Origin of the sequence: Nonomuraea sp. NPDC050202, assembly GCF_040656115.1 — a bacterium.
GTDB lineage: Bacteria > Actinomycetota > Actinomycetes > Streptosporangiales > Streptosporangiaceae > Nonomuraea.
In genome coordinates this window covers 24070-47649 of the sequence record NZ_JBFALF010000021.1, presented here as the reverse complement: position 1 = coordinate 47649, position 23580 = coordinate 24070, and the positions used below count along the sequence as shown (strand labels likewise).

The 23580-nt window shown below is 71.0% G+C and carries 18 protein-coding genes and 3 pseudogenes; 6 read left to right on the top strand and 15 right to left on the bottom strand.

Annotated features, from left to right (window positions below; all coding sequences use genetic code 11):
- Nucleotides 1-647 precede the first annotated feature (647 nt).
- From AB0I79_RS39925 to AB0I79_RS39915, 3 genes are all read right to left on the bottom strand, one after another.
- On the bottom strand, nucleotides 648-1604 hold the full coding sequence (locus AB0I79_RS39925; RefSeq protein WP_357884913.1) for an SDR family oxidoreductase: 957 nt from the start codon (nucleotides 1602-1604) through the stop codon (nucleotides 648-650).
- A gap of 431 nt (nucleotides 1605-2035) precedes the next feature.
- Nucleotides 2036-2227 (bottom strand): hypothetical protein, encoded by a 192-nt coding sequence (locus tag AB0I79_RS39920; protein ID WP_357884911.1) that lies wholly within the window; start codon nucleotides 2225-2227, stop codon nucleotides 2036-2038.
- 792 nt (nucleotides 2228-3019) lie between these two features.
- Nucleotides 3020-4510, bottom strand: a complete 1491-nt coding sequence (locus AB0I79_RS39915; protein WP_357884909.1) for a carboxylesterase family protein — start codon at nucleotides 4508-4510, stop codon at nucleotides 3020-3022.
- 97 nt (nucleotides 4511-4607) lie between these two features.
- On the opposite strand from AB0I79_RS39915, the gene AB0I79_RS39910 reads away from it, so the two are divergent.
- Nucleotides 4608-5207 carry a TetR family transcriptional regulator C-terminal domain-containing protein gene (locus tag AB0I79_RS39910; protein WP_357884907.1) on the top strand — a complete coding sequence of 200 codons (600 nt, stop codon included), beginning with the start codon at nucleotides 4608-4610 and terminating at the stop codon, nucleotides 5205-5207.
- A gap of 237 nt (nucleotides 5208-5444) precedes the next feature.
- Here AB0I79_RS39910 and AB0I79_RS39905 read toward each other — a convergent pair.
- From AB0I79_RS39905 to AB0I79_RS39880, 6 genes and pseudogenes are all read right to left on the bottom strand, one after another.
- A pseudogene (locus AB0I79_RS39905) lies at nucleotides 5445-5560 on the bottom strand (Tn3 family transposase); the annotation flags it as partial.
- 197 nt (nucleotides 5561-5757) lie between these two features.
- Nucleotides 5758-10017, bottom strand: coding sequence for a caspase family protein (locus AB0I79_RS39900; protein ID WP_357884905.1), 4260 nt, complete (start codon nucleotides 10015-10017; stop codon nucleotides 5758-5760).
- Nucleotides 10010-10432 (bottom strand): hypothetical protein, encoded by a 423-nt coding sequence (locus AB0I79_RS39895; protein WP_357884903.1) that lies wholly within the window; start codon nucleotides 10430-10432, stop codon nucleotides 10010-10012. Before AB0I79_RS39895 ends, AB0I79_RS39900 begins: the two co-directional genes overlap by 8 nt.
- Nucleotides 10433-10994: 562 nt before the next feature.
- Nucleotides 10995-11393 (bottom strand): hypothetical protein, encoded by a 399-nt coding sequence (locus tag AB0I79_RS39890; protein WP_357885190.1) that lies wholly within the window; start codon nucleotides 11391-11393, stop codon nucleotides 10995-10997.
- A gap of 77 nt (nucleotides 11394-11470) precedes the next feature.
- A pseudogene (locus AB0I79_RS39885) lies at nucleotides 11471-11917 on the bottom strand (alpha/beta hydrolase); the annotation flags it as partial.
- A 235-nt stretch (nucleotides 11918-12152) separates the two neighbouring features.
- Complete coding sequence (locus AB0I79_RS39880) at nucleotides 12153-12407, bottom strand: hypothetical protein (RefSeq protein ID WP_357884901.1); 255 nt, start codon at nucleotides 12405-12407, stop codon at nucleotides 12153-12155.
- Nucleotides 12408-12681: 274 nt separating this feature from the next.
- Between AB0I79_RS39880 and AB0I79_RS39875 the strand changes: the two genes are divergently transcribed.
- Both AB0I79_RS39875 and AB0I79_RS39870 read left to right on the top strand, forming a co-directional pair.
- On the top strand, nucleotides 12682-12993 hold the full coding sequence (locus AB0I79_RS39875; protein ID WP_357884899.1) for a hypothetical protein: 312 nt from the start codon (nucleotides 12682-12684) through the stop codon (nucleotides 12991-12993).
- An 891-nt stretch (nucleotides 12994-13884) separates the two neighbouring features.
- Nucleotides 13885-15495 carry a hypothetical protein gene (locus AB0I79_RS39870; RefSeq protein WP_357884897.1) on the top strand — a complete coding sequence of 537 codons (1611 nt, stop codon included), beginning with the start codon at nucleotides 13885-13887 and terminating at the stop codon, nucleotides 15493-15495.
- Nucleotides 15496-15653: 158 nt separating this feature from the next.
- Here the strand turns inward: AB0I79_RS39870 and AB0I79_RS39865 are convergent, their stop codons facing one another.
- On the bottom strand, nucleotides 15654-15803 hold the full coding sequence (locus tag AB0I79_RS39865; RefSeq protein WP_357884895.1) for a hypothetical protein: 150 nt from the start codon (nucleotides 15801-15803) through the stop codon (nucleotides 15654-15656).
- Between the two features lie 3 nt (nucleotides 15804-15806).
- Nucleotides 15807-16355, bottom strand: a complete 549-nt coding sequence (locus tag AB0I79_RS39860; RefSeq protein WP_357884894.1) for a hypothetical protein — start codon at nucleotides 16353-16355, stop codon at nucleotides 15807-15809.
- Between the two features lie 217 nt (nucleotides 16356-16572).
- Between AB0I79_RS39860 and AB0I79_RS39855 the strand changes: the two genes are divergently transcribed.
- Complete coding sequence (locus AB0I79_RS39855) at nucleotides 16573-16935, top strand: hypothetical protein (protein ID WP_357884892.1); 363 nt, start codon at nucleotides 16573-16575, stop codon at nucleotides 16933-16935.
- Nucleotides 16936-16994: 59 nt separating this feature from the next.
- On the opposite strand, the gene AB0I79_RS39850 is transcribed toward AB0I79_RS39855, so the two are convergent.
- The 3 genes and pseudogenes from AB0I79_RS39850 to AB0I79_RS39840 all read right to left on the bottom strand — a co-directional run bounded on the left by AB0I79_RS39850 (nucleotide 16995) and on the right by AB0I79_RS39840 (nucleotide 19741).
- Nucleotides 16995-17795 (bottom strand): endonuclease/exonuclease/phosphatase family protein, encoded by an 801-nt coding sequence (locus tag AB0I79_RS39850; protein ID WP_357884890.1) that lies wholly within the window; start codon nucleotides 17793-17795, stop codon nucleotides 16995-16997.
- 103 nt (nucleotides 17796-17898) lie between these two features.
- Nucleotides 17899-18734 (bottom strand): annotated as a pseudogene (locus AB0I79_RS39845) (recombinase family protein).
- A 338-nt stretch (nucleotides 18735-19072) separates the two neighbouring features.
- Nucleotides 19073-19741, bottom strand: coding sequence for a hypothetical protein (locus AB0I79_RS39840; protein ID WP_357884888.1), 669 nt, complete (start codon nucleotides 19739-19741; stop codon nucleotides 19073-19075).
- Between the two features lie 1081 nt (nucleotides 19742-20822).
- Here AB0I79_RS39840 and AB0I79_RS39835 point away from each other — a divergent pair.
- Nucleotides 20823-21281: a hypothetical protein gene (locus tag AB0I79_RS39835; protein ID WP_357884886.1), complete on the top strand. Its 459-nt coding sequence runs from the start codon at nucleotides 20823-20825 to the stop codon at nucleotides 21279-21281.
- A gap of 440 nt (nucleotides 21282-21721) precedes the next feature.
- Nucleotides 21722-22621 (top strand): CHRD domain-containing protein, encoded by a 900-nt coding sequence (locus tag AB0I79_RS39830; RefSeq protein ID WP_357884884.1) that lies wholly within the window; start codon nucleotides 21722-21724, stop codon nucleotides 22619-22621.
- A 418-nt stretch (nucleotides 22622-23039) separates the two neighbouring features.
- On the opposite strand, the gene AB0I79_RS39825 is transcribed toward AB0I79_RS39830, so the two are convergent.
- Complete coding sequence (locus tag AB0I79_RS39825; RefSeq protein ID WP_357884882.1) at nucleotides 23040-23555, bottom strand: hypothetical protein; 516 nt, start codon at nucleotides 23553-23555, stop codon at nucleotides 23040-23042.
- Nucleotides 23556-23580: the final 25 nt, after the last annotated feature.

Genomic DNA, 23580 nt, shown 5'->3' with positions numbered 1-23580 from the left:
CCGGACGGCACCGCGCCCGAACTCCAGGCCAAGAGCCGCCACCAGCACCTGGCCAGCCTCGGCCGCTATGTGCGCCTGGGCGAGGAGACCTTCGCCCGCATCACCGCCGAAGCCGACCCCGTCCAGCGCCGCCGCTCCCGCTGACCATCCCGCTGGCCCAAGGGCCACCGCGCTCATGCAGGCAACCACACCCGCAGCGTCTGATCATCATCGGCATCGGGCTCAACCCGCAGTCCCGCCCCAGTCAGGGCTCGGTTGTAGGCGGCCACTTCCACGGCCGCATCTCGGCCGGACCGGCGTATGCCATCAGGAAGGGCGTACTCGCCCGGCCACCCTCGACCACGAACCCGGGCCTGGTGTCGCCGAACTCCACCAGCCCGGCACCACGCAGGATGTCACGGACCCGCTCGGCGTCGCGATCCGGCTCTCCCCACAGCGGCCGGCGGCCCTGGCCGTACCCCGAACTCCGGCCTCTCCTCGCTCATGGCCCCACACCGTGAGCGAACAGCGACCTCCCGTCCCGAGGAACGACATCAGCGCAGGTCAGGGAGATCCGACCACATTTCCCCGGGACTACAGGAGGCCTCAGCGTGGCAACGAGGCCGGAATCCCCGGCACCGCCGGGTGACCGGCTTGCCGAATCCGAGTCACTCCTCGCGACGGCGCATGTCGGGAAACACGGCCGCCAGGGTCGGGCTGTCGGGCCGGTACAGGTCCAGCGGGTCGGCACGCATCGCCGCGTCGAGCGCGCGGGCGTCATCACCGACCAGGATGCGCCACGTGCCAGCGCGTACGCCATCAAGGATGACGGTCGCGGCGTCGGCGGCCGACAGCGGCGCGGTGTCGCGAAACCACTCACCCATGCTCTTGACCGCAGCCCGAACCTCCTCATCACTCAACCGGTCGGCGGGAACGCCCGCGACGGCGGCGGCGAGCACGCGGGCCTCCGCGAGCTCCTCGGCGGTCATGTCGTCAGGCTCGGAGTGGCCGTGGATCCGGCGGGAGTTGATCACGATCTCCGTGCCGACGTGCCCCGGCATCACCAGCGCGACCCGTACGTGCGGCGCGTTGATCCGCAGGTCCGTCAGCATCGCCTCGGAGAAGCCCTTCACGGCGAACTTGGCGGCACTGTACGCGCTCATCGGCACACCGGGGCCGGCCGCCCAGAACCCGTTGACACTGCTGGTGTTAACTAGGCACCCCTCATCACTGGCGATCAGGAGCGGCATGAACGCACGCGTGCAGTTGTACACCCCGCCCCAGCAGACGCCGAACGTACGCTCCCACTCGGCTCGCGGGCTGGTGACGAAGCTGCTGCCGCCGCCGATGCCGGCGTTGTTGAACAGCAGGTTGATGTGGCCGGTCCGGTGCCGCTCGACCACCTCGTCGCGCAACCTCGTCACCTGAGCCTCGTCCGACACGTCGCAGTGGTGGGTGGTGACCCGCACATCGCCGCCGCCGGGTGCGGCTTTGGCGGCTCGCTCGGCGGTGACGGCCAGCCCGGCCTCGTCGACGTCGCACGCGGCGACCGAACAGCCTTCGGCGGCCAACTGAACGACCAGTTCGCGTCCCATCCCGGCGCCGCCTCCGGTGACGACGGCCATCTTTCCCGTGAACGATCTCATCGCTCGACCCTCTCCGTCGCTGACCACCCTCGCACGTACCGGGGCGGCCATCAACGCCTGGTCCACCTCACAACACCCGCCTCGTCGTCGCCCGGCACCGGCCACACGCCGGCGGCTCCCGGCCGCCTGGCCGGCTCGGGCAACCATCGACTGCCGGCCGTCGAGGTCTGCGCGTTGGGCTGATGGCCACACGTGGCAGGCTCCTCCCCATACTCCGGTCCTGACCGTTCGACCAGGCCAGGCGCCCCTTCCGCGGAGAGATTCCATCAGCGGGAAATTTCCCCGGTGATGTGCGCAAGCATCCGGCACCGGCTGGCGCCCGGTTCGCGCGCCAGGTAGAAGATTCTGTCGCCCGCCAGCGTGAAGTCCGAGTACCGCGGGAGCGCGCCGCCAAGCTCGCGGATCCGGGGTCAGCAGCTCCTCCCGACGGGGCAGGGTGTGTCCAGTTGCTCGCGGGCATGGCTGGCCTGGCCGTCGAGCCAGCGGTGGAACTCCTCGCCGTCCGCCTCCAGCCACTGGTAGGCATCGTCGAGCGTGATGCCGGAGTGAACGGCGCGTACCACGTCGACTCGGGCGATCGGGTGGCCGCTGCTGTCGCTCATCCGCATGTTCATCGGCGGCGCTCGCGAAGCCGGGTGAGCTGGTGACGGTGACCGAGATCGCCGCCGTGCCGTCGCGCTCGGCTCTGCGAGTCGATGACGCGGCAGCGGGTCATGCAGCTGGCCACATCCGACCGGCCTGGCCACCGCTGCCGTACCCACTCACCAGGAACTTCTCCGAGTGGGAGGGGACGCTGCCCCTTTCTCTCGTACGTGGTCTGGCCCCGATCATGAACAGGCTGCTGACAGAGGCCCAGGCCGGGTTCACACATCCGTTCACCAGCGGTCTCGACGCCACGGGCCTGTCCTGGAACCAGACGTTCTCCCTCGGGGTGCCGCTCGGCACCGAGGTGCTCTCCGTACTGCTGACGCTCGTGGCGGCCCGGCACCGCCATCTTCCGCGACCTCACCGCCCCCTCCGCCCTCGTCGAACCAGCCGGCGGCCGGGACATCTCGGCCGCGCCCGATGTCGGCACTCCGCTGCCCTGGGGGTGAGAGACCGGCGTCACCGAGGCGACGCCCCGCGCTTCACCCGATGGGGCCGTCAGATCGAGCGCGGCCCCGTGGTGCGAGACGCGGAAGGGATCATGCCCTCGCCGGCATGGACGGGCTCGTGGTGCTCTTCCCCGCCCACGTCACCCGCTGCTGGGCACGGCCGGACATCGCCTACCTGCCGGTCACCGATCTGGAGCCGCTGCCAAGCGGGCCGGGTGGTGCCTGGTTGTACGCCGATTCGCGCTGTCCCGATGGGCAGGTGAGTGGCGGCGTCGCAGCCGTAGGAGCCGACCCGGACCATTACGGGAGATCGAAGGGGGCGGGGGAGTGGCCTTCCCAGATCTGGCGGGATGCCTGTTCGGGGTAGGGCAGAGTCTTCGACTCGGTGTCCAGGACGCGGGTGAGGTGCCCGCCGGGCCGGTGGGCGGACCAGCCCGCGTCGCCGGTGGTGACGAAGCGGACCCATGCCTCCTGGAGCTCGCGGGAGAGCGCGACGGCCTCGGGAGTGGGCTTCTCGCCGATGAGCTGGGTGCCGACGGGGCTGTCCAGCGTGCCGAACGCGAGGGGCACGTCGAGGCTGTGGCAGGCGCCCAGGATGCCGCCGAGGGCCGGGGCAACCCAGCACAGTTCGAACAGGTACGAGGTGCCGCCGGCTGCGGCGTTCGCCTCGGCGAGCTTCTGTGACGGCATGCGGAAGAGGGCGTCGGAGTACACCGTCTCCACCAGCTCCTCCGGGCCTGCCTGCGGGAACGCGGCACGGTAGGCCCGCGCGCCGTCCGGCCGCGGGGCGAGCAGTTCCAGGGCTGCGTGGGCGTCCGCCTCGGTGAAGGTGCCGTACCGTCCGCTCATGACGCTGAAGTACCGGAATTCGTCCCGGGTGTGGCCGACGAGCAGTTCGGTCCCGCTCGCGCGCGCGCCGGTCAGCGCGGGCCAGGGCGTTTCCGGGAGGACCTCGCCGTCGACGACGGGGCACAGCGCGGTTCCGGCCTCCGTGAGGCGTCCCCAGCTCTCCCGGTGCGCGTGGAGGCCGGCGTTGAAGGAGGTGAGCTCGGCGGCCAGGTGCCATGGGTCGATGTCGCGCAAGGCCTCGGCGGTGGGGGCCGCCGCGCCGAGCCGGTCCGCGAACGCGGCGGTTACCTGCCGTGCCAGCGCGGGGGTGCTGTGCAGCCCCGGCACCGAATGGGCGATGGCCCGCCGGAACAGGCCGCGCGCGGACTTCATCGTCAGCAGGGCGGCGACCGAGCCCGCCCCGGCGGACACCCCGCCCACGGTGACCCGGCCGGGGTCGCCTCCGAAGGCGGCGATGTTGCGCTGCACCCACTCCAGCGCCGCGATCTGGTCGAGGAATCCGCGGTTGGGCGGCACGTCGTCGAGGAACGCGAATCCCTCCGCGCCCACGCGGCAGTTGATGGTCACCACGACGACTCCCGCCTCGGCCAGCGCTGCCGGGTCGTACATCGGGTCGCTCGACGCCGCCGAGAGGTAGCCGCCCACGGGGATCCACACCAGCACCGGCAGTCCCGCCGCGCCGGGATCCGGAGTGCCGACGTTGAGCGTCAGCCAGTCGGTGCCCTGCGGGGGCACGTCGATCGGCAGGGACAGCGGCGCCACGGGGCCGAACTCGACCGCCTGCCTCGTCCCCTCCCAGCGGTGCGGCGGCGCGGGCGCGGCGAAGCGGAGCGCTCCGACCGGGGGCTGGGCGTAGGGGATGCCGCGGAACACCGCGTGCCCCTGCCGCCGGCGCCCCTGCACCACGCCTTCCGTGGTCCGTACCTTTGGCTGTTCGGACATGACGATTCCTTCCCTCGAGTGGACCCCAGGATTATGGGTCAGGTGTATTATGTCAACTGTATTGGAACAGTCCCGGGGTACGAGGGAGGGGCCGGCGATGCCGAAACAGGTGGATCACCGCGGACGCCGCGAAGCGATCGCCCGCGCACTGTGGCGGGTGGTGGAGCAGCGCGGCGTCACACAGCTGACGATGCGCGTGGTGGCGCAGGAGGCGGGCATGTCACTCGGGCAGCTGCAGCACTACTTCGCCTCCCGGACCGCCATGCTCTCCTTCGCCATGGACTTCGCGTCCGAGCAGACCTCGGTGCGCGTACACCAGGGGCTCGAAAAGCTCGGTGACCGTCCGCACCCCCGTGACGTGCTGCGACTGACGCTCGCGGAAATGCTCCCCCTGCATGCCGACGCCCGCGCGACCAGCCGGATGAGCGCCGCCTACGTCCTGGAGGCGCTGCACGACGAGGCCGTGCACGAGCAGGCGCGCCGCGGCCTCGTCCAAGGGCGGGCCCTTGTCGAGCAGGTGGTCCGCCAGGCGATCGCCGACGGGCACATCGACTCCGGCCGCGACCCGGCGACCGAGACCAACCTGCTCCTCGCCCTCACCGGCTTCACCTCCCTGATCGAACTCGACGTGATCGAGCCCCAGGACGCGCTCGCCGCGATCGACGTGCAGCTGGACCGGCTGTTCAGGAGCACGTGACCTGCCCCCGGACACGGGTCAGGTGGGGACAAGATCAGCTCTAGTCCGGCCGCTCCCCGGCCTGGTGCCATCTGACCGGCCACCTCTACCTCGGCACCGCGCCCGGCAACGGCCGTCCCATCTACGCCCCGAGCGTCCGCGCCGACGTCCGCCGTACCGAGGCCCCATGCACCGTGGCGGTCAACCACCGACTGACCCTCACCAACTCCATGTTCGCGCAGCCTCCTGAACGCCAGCCCCCAGACTGCCCAGCTGATCCTCCAAACCTTCGCGGTAGCGCTGGCACAGCCGGCCCCGGTTGCCGGAGGCGACTTCCGCGCCAGCCGGTGGCGGGCCTCCTGCACGTTCAGCTGGGTGCCGACCATCCGTCGGTAGCCTTCGTCGGCCGCCCTGGACGCGAGGTGGTTTACGTGCCGGGCCTTCGGGACGGCGGCCCGGTCGAGGCGTTAGGCGCGGCGGAGCTGGCCCTGCGCACGTCCGCCCGCCCCCCGCCCGACCTGAGCGACGCGACTCCACCGCTTCGTCGCTTCACCGGCCTAGCACGGTTGCTTCACCGGCCGAGCACGGCGGAACACGCCCGCCGATGCGGTGCGGGCAGGCTGAACTCCTGCCACTCCTGCGCCGTCATCGACCTGCCGGCCGCGACGCAGACGGAGGCGAACAGGTCACGGTCCGCGGGAAGGGCGACGTCCCAGCGCCGCATGGCCGCCTCGACGCCACCTCCGGCGCTGACCAGCGTGCGGCCGTCCGGGCTGAACGCCATCGCCGCGACACGCGCCTCACGGCCGGTGATCGCGGTGCCGATCGGCTGGTGGGTCACCACGTCCCACAGGCGGATCGACCTGTCCCGGTTGCCGCCGCTGGCCAGGAACCGCCCGTCGGGGCTGAAGGTCAACGAGGTGGCGCCCCCGTCATGTCCGGTCATCGGCGTGCCGATCTGGCGGCGGGTCGCCACGTCCCACAACCTGATCGTCCTGTCCACGGCATCCCCGGCGCTGGCCAGGATGCGGCCGTCGGGGCTGAACGCCAGCGCCATGATCGCCCCCGCATGACCGGTGAGGGCCGCGATGCGGCGCTGGGCGCCCGCGTCCCACAGTCCCACGACATTGCCGTCGAACTCGGTCGCGGCGGCCAGGAGACGGCCGTCAGGACTCAACGCCGCCACCGGGTACGGCGTCCCCTCCGTCTCCATCGGGACGCCGATCGGGCGGCGCGTCGCCACCTCCCACAGCCTCGTCCCCTCCCGGCCGAGCGTGAGCAGGGCCCGGCCGTCCCGGCTGAACAGCAGGTCATCGACGTACGAGCGATCGGCGGTGAGGGCCTCGCCGAGACGCCGGTGTCCATCCACCTCCCACAACTGCACCGTGCCGTCCCCGGTGACCACGGCCAGCGTGCGGCCGTCCGGGGCCGGCGCCGCCAGGCGGCCGGTGAACGGGGCGCCGATCGGGCGGCCGGCGGCCACCTCCCACAAGCGCACCTTGTCGTTCTCGTCCGTCGTGACCAGGGTGCGGCCATCGGCGCTGAACCCCGCCGACATGAGTTCGTCCGTCCCGGCGGCGAGCGGAGCCCCGAACTCGCGGAAGATGGACACGTTCCACAGGCGGATCGTCTTGTCGAGACTCGCGGTGGCCACCATCCGGCCGTCGCGGCTGAAGGCCATCGAGACGACCTCGTCCGTGTGGCCGCCGAGCGTGGCGCCGATCTGGCGCCGGGTGGCCACGTCCCACAGCTTGGTCCCGTCACCCCCGGTGGTGGCCAGGACCCGGCCGTCGGGGCTGAAGGCCACGTGATGGGGGTCGTGTCCGCTGCTTATGGAGCCTTTGCTCCGGAGGGTGGCGACGTCCCACAACTCCACCTCCGTGCCGCTACCCGCCCCGGCCAGCGTGCGGCCGTCCAAGCTGAACGCCACCGATCGGATCTCCTTCTCGAAGCTGACGATGCCGATCTTGCCCCCGGTCGCCGCGTCCCACAACGTCACGGCATCGTCGCTGGTGGTGGCGAGCCTGCGGCCATCGGGACTGAACGCCACCGACCCCATCCCGTAGCCCTGTCCCGCGAGGAGGCGGATCTGGCGGCGCGTGGCCACGTCCCACAATTGCACGCCCTTCCCGGCATAACCGGAGCCGGCCAGGGTGCGCCCGTCCGGGCTGAACACCAGCGTGCTGAGGTCGCCCCGGCTCTTCAGCGGCCCGCCGAGCGGGCGGCGCGTGGCCACGTCCCACAGGCGTACCGTGGCGTCGTCGGCGGCGGCGGCGAGAATGCGGCCGTCCGGGCTGAACGCCACCGCGTCGATCTCCGTCTTCCGGCTGGTGAGCGGCGCGCCGATCTGGCGCCGGGTGGCCACCTCCCACAGCCGGATCGTGCCGTCCTGACCGGAACTGGCCACGGTCCGGCCGTCCGGACTGAACGCCACCCCTTCGACGGCCCCGCCGTGCCCGATGAGCGAGCCCTTGCCGGGTGTGCTCGACGCGCTGAGCAGGGCGCGGCGGGCGTCGTCGGTGGGCGCGAAGTGCCAGGCGGTGGCGGCGAGCGCCTGCGCCTGGACGGGATCGCGGGTCAGGACGCGCTCGCTCTGCGTGGCGAGCTGACGTGACAGGGCCTCATGGCTCTGGATCTCGGTCAGCCGCTGCTGCGCATCGGCGTCGCGGGCCGCGAGGACGGCGGTCCCGGCGCCCGCCAGCGACGTGATCACGAGGGCCACCAGCGTGACGAACGTCGCCCGCCGCCGCCGCGCCAGCCGCCGCACGGCCTGGTCGCCGGCTCGCAGGAAGTCGCGGGCGACCTCCCCGAGCGCGGCGTGCTGGGCGGGGTCGGCCTCCCAGCGCCGCCGCGCGGGAGCGATGGCGGCCAGGCGGGCGCCGCTGTAGAGGTAGCCGGCCTGGCGGTGGTGGGCGTCCCAGCGGGTGGCGTCCTGCGCGAGCTGCTGCAGCGCCAGCAGGTCGGCGCGGTCGGCCTGGAGCCAGGCGCGCAGCCGGGGCCAGGCCCGGATCAGCGCTTCGTGGACGATCTCCGCCCGGTCCCTGTCGACCGTGACGAGGCGGGCGCGGGTGAAGGCGTCCAGCACCGCACGAGCCAGGTCGTGCTCCTCACCGGCCGGCAGCACGTCGGACAGCGGCGCGGTCCTGCGGGTGTCGCCGGTGTTCTCGCCCAGGTGCACCAGCCGCAGCAGCATCCGGCGGGCGAGCCGCTGCCCGTCCTCGCCCAGCCCGTCCAGGATCTGATCGGCGGTACGGGCCAGCGCCTGGCCGATGCCGCCGGTGGCCCGGTACCCGCCCAGAGTCAGCACGCCGTTCTCGCGGCGTTGCCAGGTGGCCAGCAGCGCGTGCGAGAGCAACGGCAGCGGCGGGCCGCCCAGCCCGGCTCCCAGGTCCTCCAGCAGCAGCTCCACCAGCCCTTCTTCGAGGGCCAGGCCCGCCAGCCCGGCGGGCTGCTCGATCGCCTCGCGCAGTTGCTCGCGGCTGAGCGGGCCGACCACGACCGGGTGCTCCAGCGCGTGGGTGAGCTCGGGGAAGGAGGTGCAGTGACCGAAGAAGTCGGCGCGCACGCCGATCACGACCGCGGCGCGACGCGCCGCCGCGGCCAGCGCGGCGATGAACGCCGCCCGCTGCGCCTGGTCGGTGCATTCGGTGAACACCTCCTCGAACTGGTCCACCACGATCACCGCGTCCCCGGGCAGGGCCTCCACCAGGTCCTGCCACGTGGCGTCCCGCTCCGCCTGTCCTGCCCACCCTGCCTGTTCTGCCCGTCCCGCTTGCTCCGCCGGTTCCGCCCGTTCCGGGACGTCGGCGACGGCCTCGATCGCCTCCCGCAGGCGCGCCGCCGGGGCCGCGGACGGCGTGAGCAGCAGGCAGCGGCGCACGCCCAGAGCCGGGATCAGCCCGGCCCGCAGCACCGACGACTTCCCCGCCCCCGAAGGGCCGGCGACCAGCAGCGGCTCCCCGCCGGAGCGGCGCACGCGCTCCTCCAGCGTGCGCGTGAGCTCCGCGCGGCCGAAGAACAGCGCCGCGTCCTCCTCCCCGTAGGAGTGCAGTCCCAGGTACGGGCTGCGGCTGCCGTCCTGCCCCGCCGGCGCGGGCAGCGGGCGTCCCGCGGGAAGCCGGTAGGCGACGTTGACCACGAAGGGACGGCGCCCGGTGGCGTCGGCGGCCTGCCTGCGCGACAGCGGCAGGCCGCGCGCCCGCAGATCCCGGTTGAGAGCGGCGTGCACGTCGTCCAGGGACAGCAGCGGCGGCCCCGCGGGATCCCCCTCGGACAGCAGGCGGATCAGCGCCCCGGTGAACGCCGTGTGCCGCTCGCCGGGCAGCGACCAGGCGGTCTCGTCCATGCTGGTCGCGGTCAGCAGATAGCTGTCCGGCCAGCCCGCGGCGCGGCCCGCCCAGCAGCAGTCCAGGATCACGATGCTGAGCCCGGCCCGGCTCCTGGACAGCAGCTCGCGCGCCTCGGCGTACGGCAGCGCCTGGTTGCGTGGCGGCCCCCGTCCCAGGTCCACGCTCGCCCGCGTGGCCAGGTACAGCCGGTTGTCCGGTCCGATCAGCCCATGGCCGGCGTACCAGAACAGCAGCACCTCGCTCGCCCGTCCGGCCAGGGCGTCGATCTCCGCCGCCAGATGGGAGGGATCGGGCGGATCCAGCAGGCAGGTCACGTGCTCGCGGGCCAGCCCGGTGGCCTTGACCAGGGCGTCGGCGAGATCCCGCGCGCTCGTGGCCGCCGCGGGCACGTCGCCCGCCAGCGCTCCGGGAACATGCCGGCTCGACCCCACCAGCAGCGCCCGCACCCCCGGGCCGGACAGCAACCCCGGCAGGTCACTCACGCGGGCCCTCCGCGGGCGGCGACCCGTCCTTGAGTGCGGCCTCGATCTGCGCGGCCAGGGCCCGGGTCTGCTCGGCGTTCAGCGTCCTGACGCGTTGGGCGCTGACCTCGACCTCGGTGTCGTCGTCCGTCCTGCGCACCTTGACCGTCACGTCGCTGGTGCGGTAGCGCAGCCAGGCGATCAGAACGCCGGCCACGGCCGCCACCACGCCGGGTGAGCCGGTCACCACCTGCACCGCCTCGGCCATCGGGCCCAGCGCTCCCGGAGGGGGCTCGCGTTCGACCAGGCGCACCCAGCGGCGGACCAGGGGATCCTCGGACAACCACGCGTGCAGCTCCCGTACCTGGCCCGGCGCGTCGTCCACCGCCAGCACGCCCAGGCCGGCGCCCAAGGTCTCGTTCGAACCGCTTCCCATGCCACCCCTCCGCGAGCCGGTACGGCGATCGCCAACTGGGTATCGCTCCGGCCGGTCCCGGCGCTACCCGCCCGGAAGCGGATCCTGATCTCCTCGCCGTGGTGGGCGGCGAAGGCGATCAGGTCGCCGCGGTAGGCGCGCCGGGTGTGCGCGGAGGCGCCGATGCGATCGGTGGCCGAACTCCTCCGGGCGAGGGCGCACCAGCCATCTCCAACGCGCAGGCATGACTGCGACACTTGCAGCAAACTGACCATGAGCCACGACCGAAGGGAGATGCTCCCGGCGGCCACAAGAAGCATGCTTCGGCCTGTTGTGGTGGGATCCGCCCTCAGGCGACCGGTGACGTCGCGGGTACATGGCGGGCCCCTCCCGTGCCCACCAGCGGGTCGATCAGCGCAGCGGCAGCCCCATGACCGCATGGGGGCGCGAGCGGCAGGCCGGCCCGTCCGGCACGACCTTCATCGCGGCCAGCACCCGCGTTCCCTCGGCGTTGGCCTCGAACGCGATCACCGCGCGGCATCCGGGACACCGGACCGTACGAGTGACCGGGCGCACCAGGGATTCATCGGGGTGGTGGCCCGCCGCAGCTGTGGGAGGTCCTGGCCGTCACCGCCGCCGGGCCAGGCGGGCTGTCATCGGCGCACCATGACCCAGTGCTGGTCACTGCCGGAATGGCCGCACGTCGCCGCGGAGATCTCCCACGGACGCCGCACATTGTGGTGCAGGCACAGGTTGCGCAGGTGCTTCCATCTGATCTGGATGACCGTGTCCCACACGCCCTCCTTGACCACGGGGAAGGTGAACTGCTGGCGCTTGTCGCCGCTGCATCGCCCCACCTGCACGGCGGTGCCCTTGGGCGCACCCAGGCTCCCATCGACATGTGAGCCGCGACCTCTCGTACGCGCCTTCCGGCGCACAAGGTCGGCGCGTCCCACTGCGCGGGTGCCAGGCTGTCCAGCATCGCCGCCAGTTCCCGGCGTGACTTGTGCGGGGGTAGCTGATCAGGCGCGCGCCGGGGATGCCGCGAGCGGTCCGGCGGGCCAGTTCCAGCGGGTAGACCAGGTCGTCCTCGCCTTGGATCAGCAACGTGGGAGCCTTGATGTCGTGCAGTCGCCCGCGCAGGTCGTAGTCGTCTTCGGCGTTGAGCATGGTGGCGGCGTCGGTGTGGTCCTTGCGGCCGTCGGCTACCCAGCCCAGAGCCTTGACGAGGGCTCGGCCGATCGTCGACTCGGTCACCAGTTCGGCCAGGGCGGGGCTCGGGCGTTGTCCGCGTCGTGCCCGGTCGACGTAGGCACGCTGGGCACGTTTGCCGATCGGCCCGAGCGTGCCCGCCGTTCCGGCCAGGACCAGGCGAGCGACCAGGCGGGGGTGGTCGGCGGCGAGCTGGAGAGCCAGCGAGCCTCCGGTGGACATGCCGAGCACGTTCACCGACTCGGAAAAGGTCGTCTCGATCGCTCCGGCGTAGTGGGCGGCCAGCTCGGCCATGGTCGTGGTCGGTGGCAGCCCGGGCCGGCGGGTGAGGACGTGAACGGTGAAGTGCTCGGTGAAGGGCCCCACCGTCCGCATGAGGTAGCGGCGTCCCAGGCCGGTCGGGATGGCAGCCTCTGGCGTGAAGAGAAGGACGATCAGCGGCGGTCCGGCGCCGATCGACAGGCACGGCAGTCCGCTCATCATCATGCCGCCCCTTCTGCCAGGTGGAAGGCTGCGGCCAAAGCGGCACTCAGCTGGATGGCGACCAGTTTGCGCAACTCGATCGGCAGGCCGGGCGGACCGCCTCGGCCTGGCCGTACCACGTCTCGAACTGCTCGGCGAGCAGGCGCCGTTGCTCGCGGACGGCCAGCGTCAGGTTACCCGCGGCGACCTCCGCGTCCAGCATGCGGAGGAATGTCCCGAGCAGGCGCAGCCGCATCAGGTGCAGCATCTGGCGGTTGCCGAACTCCTCGGCGACCGTGGCCGGGCGGTTCAGATCAGGCACGGACTCTTCCAGTTCGCCGAGCTTGGGAAGGTCTCCATGCGGTCGGCCCGTCTGCCGGGCGTACCAACCGTTACCGGACGGCCAGGGATCTCGCGGTGCGCGGAGGCCTGAGCACCACGCGCGCTGATCTGGCCGACTGCATGCTGGAACTGATCGACGATCGCGCCTTGGTCCGTCACGTCATCTCGGTCGCCTCCTGACGACCCGGGTCGCACAACTGTGGACATCTGTAGGTGACTGTTTACTGCAAGTGGCGACTCTGATGGAGGTGCGAATGTTCGCGCAGGTGAAACGCATGGTCCGAGCCGGCGGTGCCTTGACTGTGGCGTTCGTGGTGGTGGCCGCGACAGCGGTTCCCGCCCACGCCGGGAGAGGGACGTCGAGGATCAGCGGGGCGCCCATCGTCAACCCGCCCCATGGCTGCCGTGATTACCCGGGCAGCGACGTCAGATACATACGGAACGACCTCGAGCGTTCGCATGTCGACGTGTACAGAGATGACAACTGCGATCCGGGGCAGTACCTCGGCACCGTGTACCGCGATGACATCCTCCGCGTCGGATCGTACTTCGTCTACGACTTCTGAGCACCACCATGTCGCGGTGGCGGCGGGAAGCGGGCAGGTCCACACGGCCGGAGGTGACGTTCCACGGCGTCGCCTCCGCCACCGGCCGCGCTGCCGGGACAGCGCCTCAGCCGAGCAGCGCGGAGGGGTCGCGTTCCGGCGGGCCACCCTTCACCCTCGCGCCGGGTGAAGGGGTACCAGCGGCCGTAGCGCAGTTGCAGGGTGTCGAGGGTCCAGCGGTTACGCCACGCCTCCACCTGGGGCGGCTGCTCGCCCTCCCAGCCGGAGTCGGGGGTTGAGCAGCCTACGAACGAAAAGTCGCGCTGGCGGGCCGATGGTTATCTTGGGTTCTTGGCCTCTTCCCGCAGGTCAGAGTCGGATGATCTCGTCAGGCACGTAAGGCATGTTCCCTGGCTCTGAAAGACCGCAGCGCGGTGCTGGGATTCAGATCCGCGCCCCGGATCCGGCTGCTCACGCCACCACATGTACGTTGCCGTGGTGGGCGGAGACGGCCATGTGCGGGTGCGGGAGGCCGAGCCGCGGGTCTGGGATCTCTACGGGCCGCCCCGCGAGAGAGGGACCATCGGGCGGTCCACTTCCTGCGTACGCTCGGTGAGACTCACAAACGCTCTGGCGGGTGCGACGCCCTGTTGATTTGATAACCGCATTCCCGGTGTCGAGATGCCAACCGGCAGAGGCGATCAGGAAATCGCGGCCTGTCGGTGGGCGGCGCTAAGATCGCGTCCCATGCTTCCGGGTGGGTTATGGCGGATTGTCAGGGCCGTAATAGTCGGTCTGATTGTCGTGGCGGCGGTCACGGGCCTGGTGCTTGGTGACGCCTGGCTCTGGGTGGCCGCCACGTGGACACCGCCGAATTATGCGGGGTTCGCCGAACACGACAGGTTCGACGTTGTGACGACTGTCGCGATGTTCGTGTCCGCTCTGGTGAAGGCCGCGCTCCTGTGGCTGATCCTGCGCGCGCCCGTGCCGGGACCGATGAACCGCCAGGCGACGGCGTTGCGTTGGCTGCTTTATCTGGCGGTGGCGTATACCCTCTTCCTCTGGTATCCGATCGCGCTGTTCCCCGGTGGGGTTGATCTGGCGTTCGAGCTCGTGCTGTTCGCCGCGATCGACGTCCTCTACCTGTTCGTCATCCGATGGCGGTCCGGCTTGTTGCGCGCGGCGGCCGGCGTGCTGTTCGCGATCGAGCTGGCCGGGATGGCCAACGATCTGCTCGACCAGCTGGACCTTCTGGAGCTTCCACTGAGCGGCGGCGTCGGGCTGTTCCTGATGCTGAGTGGGCCGGCGGCGATCGTCATCACGGTCATGGGGCAGTGGCGTGACGGCCGGTGGAGCCGCGGCACGCTGACCGCCGGATGGTTGTCGGTGGGCGTGCTCGCGCTGGCGCTCCCGCTCAACATTCTCCTTGAGAGCATCTCCGGCGGCCACACGGTGGTGTGGGTCGTGATGGACGCGGTACAACTCGTCAGCCTCGTGTGGATGGCGGCGACCGCCCGTGAACTGCCCACTGAGGAGCGCTTGACCGACCTCCGGCCCGGGCGGCAGCGCGCGCTCCGGGTCGCGGTGGCGACCGTGGCCGTGCTGCCGGTCATCACACAGATCCACCCGGAGGAGTCCGCGCACCTCTCCTACTCCGGCTGGTCGACGGAGTGTTATGACCGGCCCAGTTTCGGCGACCTGAAGCCCGAGGAACGCGACGCCATGTTCCTGTGCCTGGCTCGGAACATGGCTGGCGGGGTGCCCCCCATGTTCCCGGACAGCCTGTCGGACCAGGGGGTTCTCGCGTACGGACGGTCGCTGTGCCGGGCGAAGGACCGCGAGGAGCAGGAGGCGATTCTGAAGCGGGCCGGAAGCGAGCGGCCCGCCTGGGGCGCGGACCCGCGGGAACTCGTCTACGTCTGCCCGGAGATCATCGCAGCGACCCGTCCCGAGCTGTTGCGGTCGACCGCGGCGAAGGAGGCGGCGAACGACTCCTACATCGCCGAGGCGAACGCGAAGTGCCGCGACCCGTGGCCTCGGCGGAAGGGTGTCGTGCAGGCCACGGCCAACTACTTCCTGTTCGTCGACGGTGATCACGGCTATGTGGTCCAGGACCCCGAGGACGAAGCGGCCGAAGGCGCGATGGACCGGGCGGTGGACGAGCTCTACGACGACGACGGCTCACCCATCGGGGTGGCCGGCAGCACGGTGCTCGTCGGGCACGTCGAGGACGTGTCCGATCTGTGCCTCACCGTGAAGGCCTTCCGTACGGCACCGCCACTGCGGACGGCCGGGTGGGAGCTGGTCAACGAGGTGCCGATCGTCAGCCGCAGCGGCCGGCTCAGCGTGCCGGAGATGGGCGATGGCGAGGTGGGCGCGGGCGCCCCGATGCCGAACCTGGCGATCGCGGGCAAGGGCCGCTACCGGCTCCGGGTCTACGTGCGGCTCGGCGAGACAGGGGAGGAGCACCTGGTCATCGTGTTCCCGGGCGCGTCGAAGAAGAGGCTCAAGGTGAAGCCGTGAGCGGCGGAAGGGCGAACCGGACGCTGGTCAGGCGTTCGGACATCTCCCACAGTCGGCGGCAGGTCTCGGGGTCGATGGCCGCCCGTCGGACCAGCGCTGCCGCCCTGGCCTTGATTCAGCGCGGGGGCCGAGAAGCGAGGTAGCGGGGGAGGTGAGTCTCACAGCAGGACCGGCGGGTGCCGGGACTTGTCGGTAACGGTGTACTCGGGGTCGTCGGGGCAGGGGTTGTTGCGGTCGCCGCCGCCCCAGGTGCATCGGGTGCGGCTGGCGCGGGTGGGGCAGCCGTCGCACCGCGGCGGCGGCGTCACGGATCAGCTCCAGCGCGCGGGCCCGGTCGCCGTGTTGCGCGGCGGTGTAGGCGGCCGAACAGAGCACCTGCCGTATACCGCGAGCTCCGGCGCGCGGGTGAGACCGGTCGCTTCCAGGTGGCCGGCGGCCTCCAGCGCCACCTGGTCGGCGAGCGTGTGCTTGCTCTCATGGCGCAGCACCACGTCCAGGCGGCGTGATGCCAGGGCGATGCTGGTGGGCGAGCCGGACAGGCGGGCGAGCATGATGGCGCGGTCGGCGGCGAGCCGGCTGCTGGCGTGCCGTCCCGCCTTGGACAGGGCCTCGGTGGCCAGGCCGTAGCAGGCGGCGGCCCAGATGAAGGCATCGGGCGTGGGCCGCTGCTCGACGCTCTTGTGCGCGACGGCCAGCAGGTCCGGCAGGGCGGCCACCAGCCGAGCCAGCTCGCCTCGGTCGAAGAGCCGGGTGGCGCGGGCCAGCCGGGTGGTGAGCTGGCCGGCCGTGAGCGGGCGGGCCGGGCGGACGGGATGACGGCCAGCGCGTCCTCGATGCGGGCCCAGCAGGGTGGCGGGCACCGCCGTGTCGGCGGCCGTGATCAGCGTCCTGCTGCCCGCGCGGCTGCGCCAAAGCGACCGGTTCTTCCGAGTGCTGGCCGACGGTGGCCTCGACCGGCCCGCTGGGTTCGCGTTTCCGTGCTGTCAGCTGCCGTTCGGGGTTGGTTTCCCTCCTGCACGACAGGTGAACAGGCATGGGTCTGCGAATTACCCGCGTGCCGCCATGTGTGGTCAGGAAATGGTCGCCTTCCTTCTCGGCACTCCAGATAACGGCACGCCCGCCCCCCGGCGCGAACTGGTGCTGATGGACCGCGGCCCCGCCATGCTGGAGGCCGGTGTGACCGCCACCGCCGCGGTGCGGCTCGGCCTGGAGCACGCCCGGGCTGCCGAGCACGCCCGCGCGCTGCTCGCCCCCTACACCGGCGGCCTGGAGGCGGCGTTCGACGGCGTTAGCGAACTGCAGCGCTGCTGCTGCACGCCGCCGACCCCGAGAAGGCGCCGCCCAGGCGCTGGCCCGCCAGACCTCGGCCACCCCGCTCTACCGGACCTACCAGCACCTGCTGCATCAGCACCTGCACGCCCGCCCCCGCCCGGGCGATGAGGCCATCGTGACCGGGACGGCGCCTCTGTCGGTCCTGGCCAGGTCTCGCAGGTGAGGCGTTACTTCGGCAGGCCGCCGCGGATCACGAGTGCGTCGTGATCGGTGTACGTGGTCCGCTCGATCTCCAGCTCCGGCCCCGTGAGGTTCCCGTAGGCGTGCTGGATGCCGGGAGCCTGGCTCGCGGTCGCGTCGGTCAGCGTCCACAGGCCCTCGGACGCGCACGACGTGCGGCGGTTGACGTCCCCGGCGAAGACGACCGGCCGGCCCGCGCGGGAGGCGAGCACCTGGGCGAGCTCGGCACACTGGGCGGAGTTGGCGGAGCCGGGGGCCTCGCCGTCGGTGGACAGGTGGCTGGTGCACACGTCCACGCCGCGGGCGGTCGTCACGCAGAGCCAGCGCCGCTGCTCGACGCCGCTGAACACGGAGTAAGGCGCGTCCTCGGCGGCGCGGATCGCCTCCTTGGTGAGCACGGCGTTGCCGAACTCGCCGCGCCCGCTCGGCGTCTTGCAGGCCAGCGGCGCGCCGTTGTAGATGACGGTGGCGAAGCGGTAGTGGTAGCCGGTGCGCTCGGCGATCTGTGCCACGTCGCCGCTGCACGCCTCGTTGAGGGTGACCGCGTTGACGTCGTTGGCCTGGATGCGCTCCACCGTCTCGTCGAGGATCTTCGGGTACTGCGTCTTGCCGTAGCAACCGGCGTAGCCGCTGAGGCAGAGGTTCATCTGGAGCAGCGAGTACGGCGGCCGTCCTGCCGGGGGCTGCGTGGCGGCCACGGCGGCGCCGCCGGAGAACGACAGCAGCCCGGCCGCTGCCAGGCAGCCAACGAGCAGGACACGCAGGTGCATCAGGAGAAATCGGATCACGGCGACATTGTGCTGGTGTGATCGTCAAACCGGACAGAGCGGGCGGAGAGTGTTCACCGCCCTCTCACGCGGTCGTCACCCACAGTCGTAGCCACGGCCGTTCTCACGAATGCCACGGTTGCTGCGGCACTCGTAGCCCACGCAGTCGAAGCGCTCGCAGCAGGAGCCCTCGCGGTCCTCGTCCCCAGGGATCGGTGCAGGCCACGGTCCGGCCTTGCCGTAGCATCCGCCGAACGTCCAACACATCTGCCTGACCAGCGGAAACGTCGATGTAAGCCGTCGGTACGGCGGCGGGTACGACGGCTCGCGAGCTTGGCCAGCCGGTGGTGGACGCCGGCGCCGCGTCACCATCGTGTTCACGCGGCATGCGCAGGACGGTGGCCGCCGAGGGGTGGCGGCCCTCCTTGCCTTTGGTGATGACGAGGCGGGCGGGGATGTCGCGCAGGCTGAGGTTCTGCTCGCGCAGGTGCAGGGCCATGGACAGCATGGCGTCGTCGGTGACGGCGGCGCCGCCGATGGTCTTGCCGCGGCTGCGGGCCGATTCGTGACCTTCCAGGGTGCGGTCACGGATGTACTCCCGCTCCATCCCCGACAGTGCGGCGAGCACGGTGAACACGGCGCCGGCGGGGTCGTGGCTGCCCCGCAGCTCGCCGGTGAGGAACTCCAGACCGATGCCGGCGGCGCGCAGCTGCTCGGCCAGGGCGGCCAGGTCGAGGCGCGGCCGAGCCGCTTGTGCTCGTGTACCACGAGCGTGACCGCGACACCCGCCGAGCGGAGCTCGCGGGCCAAGGCGACGGCCTTGTCGAGCTCGGGCCGGGTGGTGGCGCGGGTGGAGATCTTCTCTGCGAAGACGCGGGTGACGCCAGCGGCCTGGAGCGCGTCGAGCTGGGTGGCCAGGGACTGACGGACGGTGGAGGCGCGGGCGTACCCGATCCGCACGTGCCCGGCCGGTTCGGCCCCGGGTGCGGCAGGGCGGGGCAGTTCGATCCAGAGCGTGCCCGGCTTGCGGACGGCCGGGGTGGCCACGGTGAGCGCCTTGGCGAGCGCGGGCACGAGCCGAGCCGGAAAAGGGCGGTGTGGTACTGGACGGCCACCTTGCCCCTGCCGGTCCGGCAGGGCGAGCCAGCCGGGACGGCGCAGGAGGCCGAGAACGGCCCACGCCACCCAGGTTGCGGTCACGCTCAGCGCCCGGCAGAAGAGTCGGCCGGGTGGGTGTCGTCCACCCGGCCGAACTCCGTCAGCCGACCGCGTACGTCTGCGTCACCCGCCGATCCACGTCAGCCGACGGCGTACGCACGAGTGATCGTCTGGGTCACCCCCGCGCCCGACGAGTCGGACACCGTCGCCCGCAGCGACACGAACCCGGCCTGGCCCGGGTTCGGCAGCACGGCCGTCCACCGCGTGCCATCGCGTACGACCGGCACCTGCCGCCAGCCGGTGCCGGTGGACATCTCCAGCCGCATCGACGTGACCGACGCCTTCGCGGCGCCGGGATTGCGCTCCACCCACAGCGGCACGCGAGTGCTGCTGCCGGGTTTGGCGCGGTTGTGGTCGTCCAGCTCTTCGGGCGCGTACCGGACCGCCATGAGCGGCAGCGGCTGCTCCTTCGCCGTGGTCTTCGACCGGAACCGCCACACCGACTCCGTGCCGGTGGTGAGCGTCGAGTACGGGACCTCGCGCCGCACGGACGCCGTCAGCGTGTAGTCGGCGGCCCCGGCGGGCAGGTCGGCCTGGAGCCCGCACCCTTTCTGGTCGTTGAGCCGGCAGTTCGCGAACGCGCCCGTGGCGAGGGGGCTGCCGTTCCTGGCGAGCGTGACGGTGCCGGTGGCGGCGCTGTCCATACCCGTACTATTCGGGCCTCCAGCGGCGAGCATCCCCACCCCGGAGAAGGTCAGCCGATCCCCGGTGCGGCTGCCGCCGGACAGCAGGAACGACGGTCCGGTCACCGCCGCGTTCCACACCTCACGGCTCTCGCCCGGTTGCGCGACGAGTACTGGCCCAAGGGCAGTGGGGTCGCGCCGATGGGCGACGAGTACTGGCCCAAGGGCAGTGGGGTCGCGCCGATGGGCGACGAGTACTGGCCCAGGACCAGCGGGTAGGTCCAGGCCGGATGGTGCAGACCCGGTGACGAGAGCGGGCTCTCGTCACCGGGCGGGCGTGCCGCCTATGAGCAGTGCGGCCGCGCAGCGGGCGCATCTTGAACCCGTGGAGGAATGCGAATCCGATCTTGATCGGAGATCGTCGGTCGGAGATCGTTGGTTGAAGGCCGTCTCCGGCGTCCAGATACCTTGGCCCGTTCCGGTGATCATGACGGTTGCTTCGGCGCCCCGCACCGCTCCCGGACGTACTTCTCCGAGCCCCGCGGGGCTTCTCTGGTGGGCCTAGGGCCTTTGGATCGCACAATGTCCGTCATGACCAGGCTTGCTGGGTGGAATCGCTTCGCCGGAACGATCAAACGGCGCTCAGCAGACGACAAGCGGCGACAAGTGCTCTGACACGCTCCGAGTTCGACGCGCTTCCCAGGCGACATCGCCACCAACCGGCGTGAGGAACTGGAGATGAGCGTGTTGTGCTTGCGGATCCTGCAGGCGGCGCTCGTGTACCTGTTGACTGAACTAACGAGGGCGTTTGTCCAGTTCAGAAGACAGGCACTGCTGGGGACGTCTAGGGTCCCGGCTCATGATCGAAAGGGACGATTCCGAACGGGATCTCGCAGCGTGCTCGTGCCGCGGGTGGGTGCGTTGGCCGAGATGGGCGATGTGTGGGAGCCCTACCGACTGGTTGATTCGGCTGGGGAGGTAGTTGGGCCGCTCGCGGTGTACCTGAGCGATCTGCAGGCAATGGGACGGCCGGCGACGACGCAGCGCTCGTACGGGATGGACCTGCCGCGCTGGTTCCGGTTCCTTCTCTGCACTTGTCAAGATCGCACTGGATGGGTGAGCTGTTCAGGACTGCCGGTCTGGCGCAATGGATGCCGGCGCGTCACCAGCGGTCTCGCCCCGACCGATCATGCGGTTGGATACCGGGATGGAACTGACGAAGGTTTTCACTCCGGAACAGTTCGAGCAGGGTCTGGAGTCGTGGCATTGGATCGGGCTGGAGGGCAAGGTACCGGTGCTCGCCTCCCTGTTCGGGGACGTGATCTTCCGGGCGGAGGACGGCTTCTGGTGGCTTGATGCGATGGAGGGCAGCCTCACTCGGTCCTGGGAGGATGCCGATGCGGTGCAGGCGGAACTGAACACCGTTGATGGCCAGGAGCGATATCTGCTGGCGAGCCTCGCGCTGGCGGCCGCGCAGCGAGGACTGAGTCCGGGGGCCGGACAGGTGTATGACTTCACGCGCCCACCGGTCCTCGGGGGCGAGGTGAGCGCGGACAACCTGGGAGTGATCGACTTCGTGGTTGGGCTGAACATCGCCGGTCAGATCCACGAACAAGTCCGCGACCTGCCGCCTGGCTCCTCCATCAGCACGATCACGATGAGCTGAGCTCGTCGCAGCGGTGATCACGCCTGGAGGTAAGGCTGGTCGCGACCGGGCGGAAAGAGAGCGTGCTGACGGCACCGGCGTGCGGCTGTGGTTGATGATGGCGCTTGCGGCTTGCGGCTCGTCCTGGTCCCAGCCGGTCACCTGGTGGCCGGTCAGGTCCTGCACGGCGGCCGCAGCTGCCCTGGGCGCCGCGCACGTTGCGGGCAGTGATCGTGCCGAAGAAACCAAGCCCGTCCACGCCGATCACGCCGTCAAGGCCCTGCAGGCCCCTTCGCCGTCCTCGCTCAACCCGCTTCGCAGGCCGGGGACGTCGCGGTCGCCTCCCGCTGAGCCTCCGGAAGGCCGGTGCGGCTGATGGTGAACCTGACTCGTGACGCCGCCCGTACCTCCCAGGAGCAAGCAATTCGGCCTCACCGATGAGGCAGACGAAAGGGCCGGCCATGAAGAAGCGCACCCTCGCTGTTCCCGGTCTGGCCGTCGCCACGGCCATGATCGCCACCTCTGTCACCCCCGTCGCCGCGTCGTCGAGCACCCCCGTGTACCTGGCCGCCTCCCTCACGGGCGCGAACGAGGTCCCCGCCCCCGGCACGAAGGTCGGCGACCAGGACGGGAGCGCGCTGGCCGTGTTCCGCGTCCACGGGCAGCGGGTGGACTACGCGGTGCGATGGCAGAACGTGAAGGCGCCCAGCGGGTTTCACATCCACCGGGGCGCGGCGGGCGAGAACGGCGAGGTCAAGATCCCGTTCTTCGCCACGGCGTTGCCCGCCCAGTTGCACGCCGTCAAGGGCACGGTCGTCGTCAAGGACCGCGCCCTGCTCGGCCGCATACTCAACGCTCCGCAGAACTGGTACGCCAACCTGCACAACGCCGAGTTCGGCGGCGGCGCCGTACGCGCTCAGCTGCACCGCGTCCGGCCGGTGTCCATGGAGTCGGTGCTGGCCCACGGCTTCGGCCACACGCTCACCGCGCGGGCCGACGGGCGGCAGGAGATCCCGGCCCCCGGCACGAAGGTCGGCGACGGCAACGGGCGCGCCGCCTGGCTGGTGCAGCCGGAGGGTCGGCTGGTGTGGTTCGCCGCCGCCTGGAAGAAGATCAGCGCCCCGACGGCCGCGCACATCCACCGCGCGCCGAAGGGCAGGAACGGGCCCGTCGTGGTGCCGTTCTTCGAGGCCAAGGGCGGCCTGCCGGCCAGCGTCAACGGGCTGGCGGGCAGCGCTCCGACATCGGCCGCCGTCTCCCGCCGCATCTGGAACAACCCCGGGAACTGGTACGCCAACCTGCACAACGCCAAGTTCCCGGGGGGCGCGGTACGTGGCCAGCTGTACCGGGGCGACTGGTGAGACCGTTCACACTTGTCGTGGCACTCTTAGGCCAGGCTCAGGCCCCGATCGATCGAGCACGCTGCCAGGGCGTTCCTTCCCGAAGGGACGCCGCCGTGTTGTGTCCAGTCAGCATCGCCGGCGTAGCAGCGCTTATCTGGGGTCGCCAAGCGAACTAGCTGGTCAGCCGCTTGGATGAGTGTCAGACACGTAAGGCAGGTAGGTTGGCCGCAGCTGCCAGTCCGCGAGTAAACCCGTGCCAGGCAAAGGATCTCGGCGAGCAAGGCAGACATCCCCCCTGTTCAAAGGTGGATGGTCAGGCCGACGCTGGGGGCGAATCTAGACGGGTGTAGCTCTTTTGCAGTGGTGACACTGGCTGAGCTGGGCGTTCGCTGTCCTGCAACCGGAACCACCTACAACTGCTACGCGCTGGGCAATTCTACTTCCCAGTGTTCGGGATCTTGCGCCCGCAGATCTTCTCGGTCGCTTTCTGGGCCGCGGTCAGCCGTTTCAGCGGGGGACCGTAGTCAAGGACAATGTCCCGGCCAGGCTTCTTGGCTACGTGCAACGCCACCTCGCTGCCGGCCAGCGCCCAGTCCGCCAGGGCGTCGCGCAGTTCTCCCTCCGCCTGCCCCGCGAGCAGGGAAAGCCGCTCCGTGAAGTCGACGTAGCTCTGCGCAACCCTCAGTCGGAGCGTGCGCCCTTGGTTGTCCAAGTCGCCAATGGCTCGTAACTCGTCCACCTGCTGGGTGGACACCAGGAAGTCCAGCCGCTCGCAGATGGAGCGCGTAAGCTCGTGGCCCGGGGAAGCGACCTGGCCGGAAGACGTGGAGCCGGCGGGCGTTGGGCCGGTCGTACGGGATGTGGGCGATTGCGTGCTCAAGGGCCGGAGTTGCCCGCCGCAACCGACCAGCGCGAGCGTGAGTACGACAGTCAGGGGAACGATCTTCGTCATCCGATCCTCGATTCGTGCGCGAGAG

Bases quoted from the DNA above. Each gene is read 5' to 3' on its own strand.
- AB0I79_RS39925 (WP_357884913.1), bottom strand. From the start codon at position 1,604: ATGGCCGTCGTCACCGGAGGCGGCGCCGGGATGGGACGCGAACTGGTC.
- AB0I79_RS39855 (WP_357884892.1), top strand. From the start codon at position 16,573: ATGGTCGCCTTCCTTCTCGGCACTCCAGATAACGGCACGCCCGCCCCC.
- AB0I79_RS39830 (WP_357884884.1), top strand. From the start codon at position 21,722: ATGAAGAAGCGCACCCTCGCTGTTCCCGGTCTGGCCGTCGCCACGGCC.
- AB0I79_RS39915 (WP_357884909.1), bottom strand. From the start codon at position 4,510: ATGTCCGAACAGCCAAAGGTACGGACCACGGAAGGCGTGGTGCAGGGG.
- AB0I79_RS39875 (WP_357884899.1), top strand. From the start codon at position 12,682: ATGTTCGCGCAGGTGAAACGCATGGTCCGAGCCGGCGGTGCCTTGACT.
- AB0I79_RS39895 (WP_357884903.1), bottom strand. From the start codon at position 10,432: ATGGGAAGCGGTTCGAACGAGACCTTGGGCGCCGGCCTGGGCGTGCTG.
- AB0I79_RS39910 (WP_357884907.1), top strand. From the start codon at position 4,608: ATGCCGAAACAGGTGGATCACCGCGGACGCCGCGAAGCGATCGCCCGC.
- AB0I79_RS39835 (WP_357884886.1), top strand. From the start codon at position 20,823: ATGGAACTGACGAAGGTTTTCACTCCGGAACAGTTCGAGCAGGGTCTG.
- AB0I79_RS39825 (WP_357884882.1), bottom strand. From the start codon at position 23,555: ATGACGAAGATCGTTCCCCTGACTGTCGTACTCACGCTCGCGCTGGTC.
- AB0I79_RS39890 (WP_357885190.1), bottom strand. From the start codon at position 11,393: ATGCTGGACAGCCTGGCACCCGCGCAGTGGGACGCGCCGACCTTGTGC.
- AB0I79_RS39920 (WP_357884911.1), bottom strand. From the start codon at position 2,227: ATGAGCGACAGCAGCGGCCACCCGATCGCCCGAGTCGACGTGGTACGC.